The sequence below is a fragment of the Saccharomonospora sp. CUA-673 genome, from assembly GCF_001942305.1.
In the GTDB taxonomy this organism is placed as follows: Bacteria; Actinomycetota; Actinomycetes; order Mycobacteriales; family Pseudonocardiaceae; genus Prauserella.
Genome location: NZ_MKKE01000021.1, coordinates 48173 through 59321 on the forward strand (window position 1 = coordinate 48173; position 11149 = coordinate 59321).

Sequence of the window (11149 nt, forward strand, 5' to 3'; positions counted from 1 at the left end):
GGCGGTACGCAGTCGGGAGGCGCGGAGTCGTCGCAGGCGAACCGGGCCCCGGCATCGACCCCGGACGACCCGGAAGCCCTGGCCGAACGCCTGCTCTCCGACCACCTGGCGCCCGCCCCATCGACTGACCCGCCGCGGCTACCGGTCGAGGTAGCGGGTGATGCCTCGGGTGATGGCGTCGGCGTAGTGGGCGCGGCCCTCGGGGGAGGCCATGGCGCGGGCCTCGGCCGGGTTGCGCATGTTGCCGCATTCGACGAGGACGGCGGGCACGGTCGACAAATTCAGCCCCGCGAGGTCGTCGCGCGGATCGAACCCCTCGTCGGAGGCGATGTAGTCGGCCACCGGCAGGCCGGCGTCGGTCATGCCCTCGGCCATCGCGTGGGCCAGGCGCACCGCGGGGCCGCGTTGGGCCTCGTTGAGCGGCGGGTCCGAGTAGATGACGTGGAAACCGCTCGCGGAGGGGGCGGTGCCGTCGGCGTGGATGGACACGACCGCGTCGGCGCCTGCGCGGTTGCCGATCGCCGCGCGTTCGTCGACGCACGGGCCGTAGCCCTCGTCGTCCTCACGGGTCAGCTCCACCCGCACGCCGCGCGCGGTCAACCGCTCGCGCACCTGCTCGGCGACGGCGAAGTTGAACGCGTGCTCGCCGTAGCCGTCGTCGGTGCTGGTGCCGGTGGAGTTGCACTGCTTGTGTTCGCCCCGCCCGTTGGGCACGCGACGTTCGATCTCGTCGAGGTGCTCGGCGTTGGCGCCGTTGTGCCCGGGGTCGAGCACGACGAGCGGCGGACCGTCGTCCCGTGAGCCACCGTCACCCCCGCGGTGTTCCCCGCCGCGTTCGGCGGGCGATGCCCCGTTCGGGGGAGGTGTCGACGGCGCCGGGTCGGCGGTCGAGCACGACGCGAGGAGGATTCCTGCGCACAGCGCTGCCGCGACCCGTCGCGCGTGCGCGCGCAGCCGCGGCAGCGAATCGGAACCCCCCGAACCTCGCACGGCTTCCACGGTGCCACACCCGGGGCGACTAGGCTGGTCGGCACAGCTACCCCAGCGACGAGATCGGATCGACCATCATGGCGCAGCCCGGCGGCGGAATGCCCGACATGCAGCAGATCCTGCAGCAGGCCCAGCAGATGCAGCAGCAGATGATGGAGGCCCAGCAGGAGATCGCGCAGGCGGAGGTCACCGGCACGGCAGGCGGTGGCATGGTCACCGCCACGGTCAGCGGTGAGCTCGAGCTCAAGAAGCTCGACATCGACCCCAAGATCGTGGACCCCGAGGACGTCGAGACGCTGTCCGACCTGGTCGTCGCGGCCGTGCGCGACGCGACGAGCAACGCGCAGCAGTTGCAGCAGGAGAAGCTGGGCCCGATCGCGGGCGGACTCGGCGGCGGTGAGGGTCTGCCCGGCATGGGCAACCTCGGTCTGCCCGGAATGTAAGCGTGTACGAAGGTGTCGTTCAGGACCTGATCGACGAGCTGGGCAGGCTCCCCGGCGTCGGTCCGAAGAGCGCGCAGCGCATCGCCTTCCACCTGCTGGCCTCCGATCCGCAGGACATCGGCAGGCTGCGTGAGGTGCTGGGCAAGGTCGCCGAAGGGGTCCGCTTCTGCGAGGTCTGCGGCAACGTCTCCGAGGCGGAGCGGTGCCGGATCTGCAACGACGTCCGCCGCGACGTGTCGTTGATCTGCGTCGTCGAGGAACCCAAGGACGTGCTCGCGGTGGAACGCACCCGCGAGTTCCGCGGCCGTTACCACGTGCTGGGCGGTGCGCTCGACCCGCTGTCCGGGATCGGCCCCGACCAGCTGCGTATCAAGGACCTGCTGACGCGGATCGGTGCCGAGGAGATCACCGAGGTCATCATCGCGACCGACCCGAACACCGAGGGCGAGGCCACCGCGACGTACCTGGTGCGGATGCTGCGCGACTTCCCCGGGCTCAACGTCACGCGCCTGGCCTCCGGTCTGCCCATGGGCGGCGACCTCGAGTTCGCCGACGAGCTCACCCTCGGCCGCGCGTTGTCGGGCCGCCGCACGCTGTAAGCGCGGTGCCGGACGTGTCTCCCGGTGCCGCAGTGTTTTCCGGTGGCTCAGTGTCTCCCGAGCACGCGGCGTTCGCGGCGGAGGTGGCGACGCGGCTGTCGGCTGCGGCGCCGCGACTCGGCGCGGTCCGGTTGCTCGCGATCGACGGCCGGTCCGGCGCGGGCAAGACCCGACTGGCGGCCGAGATCGTCGACGTGTTGACAGCTCGCCATGTCGACACGGCATTGGTGAGCACGGACGACTTCGCGACGTGGGACGAGCCCGTGTCGTGGTGGCCGCGGCTCGCCACCGGCGTGCTGACCCCGCTCGCCGCCGGCCGGCCGGGTCGCTACCGGCGTACCGAATGGGCGCCCGACGGCCGGCCGCACCTGGGCGCGTGGGTGGACGTTCCCGTGCCCGACGTGCTCGTGCTCGAAGGGGTCTCCGCCGGCCGCCGGTCGGTCCGCGACGTCGTCTCGCTGCTGTGCTGGCTCGAGGTCGGCGACCCGCGCGTGCGTCTCGAACGCGCCGTGGCGCGCGACGGGGAATGGTCCAGACCGCACCTGAGGCGATGGCAGCGGTTCGAATCCGGGTGGTTCGCGGTCGACGAACCGTGGAAGGCGGCACATCTTTCGTACTCGGCCGAACGGCCTAATCGCTGAGACAAAAGTGTGCGAATCCTCGGGGATTTGGACCCGGTCAGTTCTGGGGATGCGATTCTGCACCGTTGGTTCCGGCGCGGTTTTTCGGTCAAGTATCCCGATCGTAACCTCAACCACTTAAGGAAACGGCCACCGAGCGCTAAGGTCTGCCTCCATCTGCGCCCACCTGGGCGTCACCGAACTGATCTTTTCAAGGAGTGCGAACATGCTCCACTCGCGAGTGCCTCGCATGCGCCGCCTCGCCCTGATCGGGCTGGCAGGCGCGCTGGTGCTGTCGGCCTGTGCCTCGGAACGCGACCAGGCGCCGGTGATGCGGACACGTTGGTCTTCGGCGCGGCAGGTGCGCCGAAGAACTTCGACCCCGCGTTCAACGAGGACGGAGAATCGTTCCGACCGATCCGGCAGATGTACGAGACGCTCGTGGCGTACAAGCCGGGCAGCGCCGATCTGGAACCTGGCCTCGCCACCGAGTGGGAGCCCAGCAACGACGGCAAGACCTGGACGTTCACCCTCCGCGAGGGCGTGAAGTTCCACGACGGCACCGATTTCAACGCCGAGGCCGTCTGCTTCAACTTCGATCGCTGGTACAACATGCCGGGCGCGCGGCGCAGAGCCAGATGATCTACTACGGCGACGTCTTCGAGGCTTCGCCAACAACGAGGGCGCGGCCACCGGCGACCCGGTGTACGACTCGTGCGAGGCGACCGACGAGCACACCGCCGTCCTCAACCTCACCAAGGCCAAGGGTGCGTTCCCCGACGCGTTCGGCCTGACGTCGCTGTCGATCGCCAGCCCGCAGGCCCTGCAGGAGCACAACGCCGACGAGGTCACCCAGAGCGGCGGCTCGTTCGACTACCCCGCATTCGCCGACGAACACCCCACGGGCACCGGGCCGTACGAGTTCGAGTCCTACGACCGTTCGGCGAACACGGTCACGCTCGTGCGTAACGACGACTACTGGGGTGACCAGGCCCAGATGGAGCGGATCGTCTTCCGCATCATCGAGGACGAGAACACGCGTAAGCAGGACATGATCTCCGGCCAGATCGACGGCTACGACCTGCCGAATCCCGGTGACTACCAGGAATTGCGGGACTCCGGCGCGCAGGTGATGGTGCGGCCGACGTTCAACATTCTGTACCTGGGCATCAACCAGGAGAACACGCCGGAACTCGAGGATGTGCGTGTCCGCAAGGCCATCGACCACGCCATCAACAAGGAACAGCTCGCGCAGAACCAGATGCCCGAGGGCGCCACGGCACGCGATCAGTTCCTGCCGGAGGAGACCGACGGCTACACCGACGACGTCGAGACGCGTGAGTACGACGTCGAGGAGGCCAAGCGGCTCCTGGCAGAGGCGGGCGCCGAGGACCTGACGCTCGAGTTCTACGTGCCCACCGAGGTCAGCCGGCCGTACATGCCGAGCCCGGTCGACATCGCGGGTGCCGTGTCCGACGACCTGAAGGCCGTGGGCATCGACGTCGAGATGCGCCAGCGCCCGTGGAACGGCGGATTCCTCGACGACGTCCAGCAGGCCGGCGAGCACGACCTGCACCTGCTCGGCTGGACCGGCGACTACGGCGACGCCGGCAACTTCATCGGCACGTTCTTCGGCCGGTACAAGGCCGAGTTCGGCTTCAACAACCAGGAGATCTTCTCGGCACTGTCCGAAGCAGACTCCAAGGTCGACGACGAGGAGCAGAAGCAGGCCTACGAGGAGGCGTCGGTGAAGATCTCCGAGTACGTGCCCGCGGTGCCGTTGACCTCGTCCCCGCCGGCGATCGTCGTGGGCGCCGACATCCAGGGTCTCGTTCCGAGCCCGCTGACCGACGAGCGGTTCGCTACGGTCCACAAGGGCGAGAGCTGACGCTCGGCCGTCATCGGCCCGGGAGGCGGCGCTGCGGCGCCGTCTCCCGGGCTCCCCTGGGAAAAGGCACGTAATTCATGCTCAGGTTCACCGTGCGTCGGTTGCTCCAGGCCATTCCGACGCTGTTCGTACTGTCCGTGCTGGTCTTCGCGTGGCTGCGGATGCTGCCCGGCGGGCCGGCGTCGGCGTTGCTCGGCGACCGCGCGACCCCCGAGCGCATCGCGCAGCTGAACGCGGTGCTGGGACTGGACGATCCGATCTTCGTCCAGTACTTCCGTTTCCTCGGCCGGGTGCTCACCGGCGACTTCGGCAACTCCCTGATCACCAGCGAACCGGTGATGCAGGAGATCGCGCGGGCTTTCCCGGCGACGTTGGAGCTGTCGGCCGCGGCGATGTTCCTGGCGGTGCTGTTCGGCATCCCGATGGGCTACGTCGCTGCGCGGTTCCGGGGCCGGTTCCTCGACAACGCCACCGTCATCACCACGCTGGTGGGCGTCGCGGTGCCGGTGTTCTTCCTCGGCTTCCTGCTCAAGTACGTCTTCGCGCAGGAGCTCGGCGTGCTGCCGCCGTCGGGCAGGCAGGACGTGCTGATCGACGCCACGCGCGTCACCGGCATCGCCACTCTCGACGGGATGCTGACCGGCGAGTTCGACGCCACGTGGGATGCGATCCTGCATCTGATCCTGCCGTCGGTGGCGCTGGCGAGCATCCCGTTCGCCGTGATCGTGCGGATCACGCGGGCGTCCGTGTTGGACGTGCAGAGCGAGGACTTCGTCCGCACGGCCGATTCGAAGGGCCTGACCACGAAGGTCGTGCGCAAGCGGCACGTGCTCCGGAACGCGCTGCTGCCGGTGTCGACGACGATCGGCCTGCAGACCGGTCTGCTGATGTCGGGTGCGGTGCTGACGGAGAAGGTGTTCGCGTGGGGCGGGCTCGGCACGCTGCTCGAACAGGCCATCCAGCAACGTGACTATCCACGGCTGCAAGGTCTGATCCTGCTGTTCGCGGGTGTCTTCGTGCTGGTCAACCTGCTGGTCGACATTTCGTACGCAATCATCGACCCGAGGGTGCGTGTGCGATGAGCATTCTTTCCACCCGGAGGGCCGACCGGATCGACGCCCTCGCCGAGGGCGGCACCAGCCTGGCGATGGACGCGCTGCGGCGCACGTTCCGCAGTCCGGTCGCGATCGTCGGCCTCGTCATCGTGTCGCTGTTCGTGGTCCTCGCGGCGATCGCGCCGTTCGTCGCGCCGAAGGACCCCTACGTCCCGTATCCCGAGCTCCAGGCGGAGCTGACGCCGTCGCACATCCCCGGTCCGATGCCCGGCTTCCTGCTGGGCAGCGATCAGAACGGGTACGACTTCTTCTCGCGGCTTCTCGTCGGCGCACAGCAGACGTTGTTCGTCGGCGTGTTCGCGACGTTGATCGGCGTCGCGATCGGCATGATCATCGGCGGGTTGGCCGGTGCGTTCGGTGGTTGGGTCGACGCCGTCCTCATGCGGCTGACCGACATCATGCTGTCGATTCCGTCGCTGCTGCTGGCGATCTCGATCGCGGCGCTGCTGCCGGGCAGCCAGTGGACGGTGATCATCGCCGTCGCGATGATCGGCGTCCCGGTGTTCGCCCGGCTGTTGCGCGGATCGATGATGGCGCAACGCAACAGCGACCACGTGCTCGCCGCGACCGCGCTGGGCGTCAAACGGCGGACGATCGTGTTCCGGCACATGCTGCCGAACTCGATCGGTCCGGTGATCGTGCAGGCCACGTTGACGCTGGCCACGGCGATCATCGACGCGGCGGCGCTGTCGTTCCTCGGCCTCGGCGACTCGGACTGGCGGCGCGCCGAATGGGGTCTGATGCTCGGCAACGCGCAGGACCTGTTGGCGGTCAAGCCGTCGCTGGCGTTCTACCCGGCGATCGCGATCATCGTCGTGGCGCTCGGCTTCACTCTGCTCGGCGAGTCGATGCGGGAATCGCTCGACCCGAAGAACAGGCGGTAAGGGCAATGGCACTACTCGACGTCCGCGACCTCAGCGTCGTGTTCAAGCGCAAGGGAACCCGCCCGTTCACCGCCGTCGACGGCGTCAGCTTCTCGGTGGAGCCGGGACAGACGGTGGGGCTGGTCGGCGAATCGGGCAGCGGGAAGTCGGTGACCTCGCTGGCGATCATGGGCCTGCTGCCGAAAAGGGGAGCGCAGGTCACGGGGTCGGTCACGTTCGAGGACACGGAGTTGCTCACCCTGTCCGACCGGCAGCTGCGCGACCGGCGGGGGCGGGACCTGGGCATGGTGTTCCAGGACCCGCTGTCGTCGCTGAACCCGGTGATCACCATCGGGCTGCAGATCGCGGAGGTGCTGGAACGGCACCGCGGGATGTCGCGCAAGGAGGCGCGTTCCGAGGCGGTCGAACTGCTCGGCCACGTCGGCCTGCCCGATCCGCAGCGCAGGCTCGGCGAGTATCCGCATCAGCTGTCGGGCGGGATGCGCCAGCGTGTGCTCATCGCGATCGCGCTGGCCTGCCGGCCGAGACTGCTCATCGCCGACGAGCCGACGACCGCCCTCGACGTCACGATCCAGGCGCAGATCCTGTCGTTGCTGTCGGAGCTGGTGTCCGAAACGGACACCGCACTGATCATGATCACGCACGATCTCGGCGTCGTGGCGGGCCTGTGCGACGAGGTCAACGTCATGTACGGCGGGCGGATCGTGGAACGCGCGGAACGGCACGCGCTGTTCAGCGGCGCGCGGCATCCGTACACGCACGGACTGCTGGAATCCATCCCGCGGCTCGACTCGCCGCGTGGGGAGGCGCTCACGCCGATCAAGGGCTCGGTGTCCGACAACATCGCGTGGGCCGACGGCTGTGCGTTCGCGCCGCGGTGTCCGAACGCGACGGACGCGTGCTGGAGCGATCCGCCGTCGCTGGTCGAGGATCGCGGAGGCATGCTGCGGTGTCACAACCCGGTCGAATCGAGCGACGACGCGGTGCCGGAGGGAGCGCGGTGAGTTCCGAAGAGGTGCTCGTGACCGTCGAGGGTCTCGAGGTGCATTTCCCCATCAAGCGGGGCATCGTGCTGGAACGGACCGTCGGGCACGTCTACGCCGTCGACGGGGTGGACCTGACGATCCGGCGCGGCGAGACGTACGGCCTGGTAGGGGAGTCGGGCTGCGGCAAGACGACGCTCGGCCGGGGCCTGCTGCGGCTGGTGGAGCCGACCGGCGGACGGGTCGTGTTCGACGACACCGACGTGTCGGCGCTCAAGGGCGAGACGTTGCGCAAGGCGCGCCGGCGGATGCAGATGATCTTCCAGGATCCGCTGTCGAGTTTGGACCCGCGCCAGTCCGTGGAGTCGATCATCGTCGAGGGCATGCGCGCGCACGGGCTCGACTCCGGCAAGGAGTCGACGCGGGCGCGGCTGGTGGAACTGCTCGACGCCGTCGGCCTGTCGGAGAGCGCGCTGCACAAGTATCCGCACGAGTTCTCGGGCGGGCAGCGGCAGCGGATCGGCATCGCACGGGCACTGGCGGTGGAGCCGGACCTGATCGTGGCGGACGAACCGGTGTCGGCGTTGGACGTGTCGGTGCAGGCGCAGGTGCTGAACCTGTTGGAACAGCTGCAGGACCGGCTCGGGTTGACGTACCTGGTGATCGCGCACGACCTCGCCGTGGTGCGGCACATCTCGGACCGCATCGGCGTGATGTACCTGGGCTCGCTGGTGGAGGAGGCCACGTCGGACGCGCTGTACGCCGAGCCGCAGCACCCGTACACGAAGGCGCTGCTGTCGGCGATCCCGGTGCCCGACCCGGCGGTGGAGGACGCGCGCGAGCAGATCCTGCTCACCGGCGACCTGCCGTCACCCGCCGACCCGCCGACCGGCTGCCGGTTCCACACGCGGTGCCCGTGGAAGCAGGACACCTTGTGCGCCACCGAGCGCCCCGAGCTCCGCGACCTCGGCAACGGCCACCGCGTCGCCTGCCACTACGCCGAAGACATCCAATCCGGCGCCATCCCGCCCAACCAGTAGTGCCCCCGAGGGCCCTTTGGTCGCGTGGAATCGGGCACTGTCGCGCGTCAGCGCGTCCGGTTGGGTGGTGGTGGGAGACGGGCGGGAGCGACCATGGGGCCCTTCACGCTGACATGCGGAAGGTGCTGGTCAGAGCCCCCTACTGTACTTCCAGCAGGGTTCCTGCTAGACCGTGAGCAGGGTCCGTACTGAACCTCGAGCAGCTTCACAACGCGGGGCGAGGGGAACTTTGGTCCCGTTGAACGCGACCAAGGGGCCCTTGGGAGCTTTTAGACGGGGACTCGGGTGCGGCGGAGGCGGTTGGCGAGGGTGGCGCCTGCGGAGCCGAGGGCCACGCCGGTGACCACGACGGCGCTCGCGGCGATCTCGATCGGTGTCGGCCGTTCGCCGAGGATCACGAACGCCAGCGTCAGGCCGACGACCGGGACCAGCAGCGAGAACGGGGCGACCGTGCTCGCCGGGTTGCGGCGCATGAGCGTCGACCAGATGCCCGCGCCGACGACCGTGCCCAGGATCGCCGTGTACGCGATCCCCGTGACGGCCAGCCACGCCGTCGCATCGTCGATCGTCACTAGGCTGTTCCAGGCCGCCGTCGGACCCTCGAACACCAGCGACAACGCCAGCATCGGCAGCGGTGGTACGACGCACATCCACAGGGTCAGGTGCAGTGGGTTGTCCGGCTGCGCCTGCCGCAGGCACAGGTTGCCGACCGCCCACGACAACGCACCGAGCACCGTGAGCACGACCGGTAGCAGCGCCGCGTGCTCGGCCCGTTGCCAGCCGATCGCGCACATGCCGGCAACCGCGAGGACGATGCCCGCGATCTGCCACGGCGACAACTTCTCCCGCAGCAGCAGCCATCCGAGCAACACGGTGAACGGCGCCGACGCCTGCAACACCAGCGACGCCAGGCCCGTCGGCATGCCCGTGTCCATCGCGATGAACAGGAACGCGAACTGCAACGTGCCGAAGCCCAGGCCGTACCCGATGAGCCAGCGCAGCTTCACCCGCGGCCACGGCACCAGCAGCGCGACCGGCAACACCAGCACGGCGAAACGCAGCGCACCCGCGAACAACGGCGGGAAGTGCTGCAGCGTCGCGTCGATCGCCAGGAAGTTGCAGCCCCACAGCACGGCCGTGAGGGCCGCCAGCAGCCGATCGCGCACGCTCATGCCACCAGCTTGCGGCGCCTAACTATGAAGTACCAGCGATATTATTTTCACCATCCTTCCGCGCCTGCTTCACTGTCTGGTTGACTGGTAGGCGTGGATCTGGGGAAGTTGCGCACGCTGAGGGAATTCGCCGACCGGGGCAGCGTCATCGCCACCGCGCAGGCCCTGCATTGCACGCCGTCGGCGGTGTCGCAGCAGCTCAAGGCGCTGCAGGCCGAGGCGGGCGTCGCGCTCACCGAACCCGCCGGCCGCGGACTCCGCCTCACCGACGCCGGCCTCGCCCTCGTCACCAGGGCCGACGAAGTGCTCGGCGCCGTCGAACGCGCCGAGGCCGAACTCGACGCCTACCGCGAATCGCCACGCGGCCGCGTCCGGCTCGCGATCTTCCCCTCCGCCGCCGTGCTCCTCCTGCCCGGGCTGCTGACCCGATTCGCCGAGTTCACCGGACTCGACGTCGACGTCCGCGACGTCGACATGACCCCCGACGAGGTTCCCGGTCTCCTCGCCGACTTCGACATCGTCGTCACCCACCGTGACGAACACGCCACCGAGTTCGAGAACGAACGCCTCCGCGTCGTGCCGCTGTTGCGCGAACCCCTCGACGTCGCGCTGCCCCAGGGTCATCCCCTCGGGGACCGCGAGCACCTCGAGCTTGCCGACCTCGCCGGCGAATCGTGGATCAGCGTCGACGTCGGGTTTCCCGTCGACGATGTGTTGCTCTCCCTCGCCACCCGTACCGGGGTACGGCCACGGGTTGTTCAGCGGATCAACGACTTCCACATCACCGAGGCGCTCGTCGCCGCCGGACACGGGATCGCGTTGCTGCCTCGGTACACGGTTGATACGACCCGGGTCGTTCGGCTTCCGTTGACCGGGATTCGGGTTGCTCGGAATGTTGAGGCCGTCGTTCGGCACGGCGGGCCTGTACGGCCGGCGGTTAGTGCCGTGTTGGAGGCTGTCCGGGCCGAGGCCGGGGAGGTCGCCTTGGGGTGAGGCCCCGGGGCGTATTGGCACCCTGCGGCACCGTGTCAGCAACTCGCGTCGCCGTGTTGGCAACTCGCGTCGTCGTGTCAGCATCTCGCGTCGCTGTGTTCGCAACTCGCGTCGCTGTGTTCGCAGTTCGTGCCGCCGTGTCAGCATCTCGCGTCGTCGTGTCAGCGTCCTGCGTCGTCGTGTCAGCACTTGGCGGCGTTGTGTTGGCGGTTTACGGCGTTGTGTTGGTGTTTCGCGGTGCCGGTTTGTTGCTTTGGGGTTGGGGTGCTCGCCGGCGGGCAGGTCTCCGGGATGGTGGGGCGGCTTTGCCGCTGGGCGAAGTGTCATCCCGTCGACCTCTCGTTTTCGTTTATCACACTGCAGTCAGGGCGCAAGGGTTTCGGGTTTCGCTGCGGTTTCGTTTTGGGTTGCGCCCTGACTGC

12 protein-coding genes are annotated in these 11149 nt (G+C 68.7%); 10 read left to right on the forward strand and 2 right to left on the reverse strand.

Annotated features, from left to right (window positions below; genetic code table 11):
- Window positions 1–138: 138 nt before the first annotated feature.
- Window positions 139–990 (reverse strand): N-acetylmuramoyl-L-alanine amidase, encoded by an 852-nt coding sequence (locus tag BJF85_RS11190; protein WP_255375559.1) that lies wholly within the window; start codon window positions 988–990, stop codon window positions 139–141.
- A 77-nt stretch (window positions 991–1067) separates the two neighbouring features.
- Between BJF85_RS11190 and BJF85_RS11195 the strand changes: the two genes are divergently transcribed.
- From BJF85_RS11195 to BJF85_RS11230, 9 genes are all read left to right on the forward strand, one after another.
- Complete coding sequence (locus BJF85_RS11195) at window positions 1068–1433, forward strand: YbaB/EbfC family nucleoid-associated protein (protein WP_075847152.1); 366 nt, start codon at window positions 1068–1070, stop codon at window positions 1431–1433.
- A 2-nt stretch (window positions 1434–1435) separates the two neighbouring features.
- Window positions 1436–2032, forward strand: a complete 597-nt coding sequence (gene recR / locus BJF85_RS11200; protein WP_075847154.1) for a recombination mediator RecR — start codon at window positions 1436–1438, stop codon at window positions 2030–2032.
- Between the two features lie 83 nt (window positions 2033–2115).
- Window positions 2116–2673: a uridine kinase gene (locus tag BJF85_RS11205; protein WP_075847182.1), complete on the forward strand. Its 558-nt coding sequence runs from the start codon at window positions 2116–2118 to the stop codon at window positions 2671–2673.
- A 321-nt stretch (window positions 2674–2994) separates the two neighbouring features.
- A complete protein-coding gene (locus BJF85_RS31360) occupies window positions 2995–3294 on the forward strand; it encodes an ABC transporter substrate-binding protein (protein ID WP_369822144.1) in 300 nt (99 codons plus the stop codon).
- A 61-nt stretch (window positions 3295–3355) separates the two neighbouring features.
- On the forward strand, window positions 3356–4540 hold the full coding sequence (locus BJF85_RS11210; protein WP_158056891.1) for an ABC transporter substrate-binding protein: 1185 nt from the start codon (window positions 3356–3358) through the stop codon (window positions 4538–4540).
- A gap of 77 nt (window positions 4541–4617) precedes the next feature.
- On the forward strand, window positions 4618–5622 hold the full coding sequence (locus BJF85_RS11215) for an ABC transporter permease (protein ID WP_075847156.1): 1005 nt from the start codon (window positions 4618–4620) through the stop codon (window positions 5620–5622).
- Window positions 5619–6539, forward strand: a complete 921-nt coding sequence (locus BJF85_RS11220; RefSeq protein ID WP_075847158.1) for an ABC transporter permease — start codon at window positions 5619–5621, stop codon at window positions 6537–6539. The genes BJF85_RS11215 and BJF85_RS11220 overlap by 4 nt, the downstream gene beginning before the upstream one ends.
- Window positions 6540–6544: 5 nt before the next feature.
- Window positions 6545–7543 (forward strand): ABC transporter ATP-binding protein, encoded by a 999-nt coding sequence (locus BJF85_RS11225; RefSeq protein WP_075847160.1) that lies wholly within the window; start codon window positions 6545–6547, stop codon window positions 7541–7543.
- Window positions 7540–8562 carry an ABC transporter ATP-binding protein gene (locus BJF85_RS11230; RefSeq protein WP_075847162.1) on the forward strand — a complete coding sequence of 341 codons (1023 nt, stop codon included), beginning with the start codon at window positions 7540–7542 and terminating at the stop codon, window positions 8560–8562. The genes BJF85_RS11225 and BJF85_RS11230 overlap by 4 nt, the downstream gene beginning before the upstream one ends.
- 269 nt (window positions 8563–8831) lie before the next feature.
- On the opposite strand, the gene BJF85_RS11235 is transcribed toward BJF85_RS11230, so the two are convergent.
- Window positions 8832–9734, reverse strand: coding sequence for an EamA family transporter (locus tag BJF85_RS11235; RefSeq protein WP_075847164.1), 903 nt, complete (start codon window positions 9732–9734; stop codon window positions 8832–8834).
- 93 nt (window positions 9735–9827) lie between these two features.
- On the opposite strand from BJF85_RS11235, the gene BJF85_RS11240 reads away from it, so the two are divergent.
- Entirely contained in the window at window positions 9828–10727 is a 900-nt protein-coding gene (locus tag BJF85_RS11240) for a LysR family transcriptional regulator (protein WP_075847166.1), read from the forward strand.
- Window positions 10728–11149 lie beyond the last annotated feature (422 nt).

Bases quoted from the DNA above. Each gene is read 5' to 3' on its own strand.
- BJF85_RS11215 (WP_075847156.1), top strand. From the start codon at position 4,618: ATGCTCAGGTTCACCGTGCGTCGGTTGCTCCAGGCCATTCCGACGCTG.
- BJF85_RS11225 (WP_075847160.1), top strand. From the start codon at position 6,545: ATGGCACTACTCGACGTCCGCGACCTCAGCGTCGTGTTCAAGCGCAAG.
- BJF85_RS11235 (WP_075847164.1), bottom strand. From the start codon at position 9,734: ATGAGCGTGCGCGATCGGCTGCTGGCGGCCCTCACGGCCGTGCTGTGG.
- BJF85_RS11195 (WP_075847152.1), top strand. From the start codon at position 1,068: ATGGCGCAGCCCGGCGGCGGAATGCCCGACATGCAGCAGATCCTGCAG.
- BJF85_RS11220 (WP_075847158.1), top strand. From the start codon at position 5,619: ATGAGCATTCTTTCCACCCGGAGGGCCGACCGGATCGACGCCCTCGCC.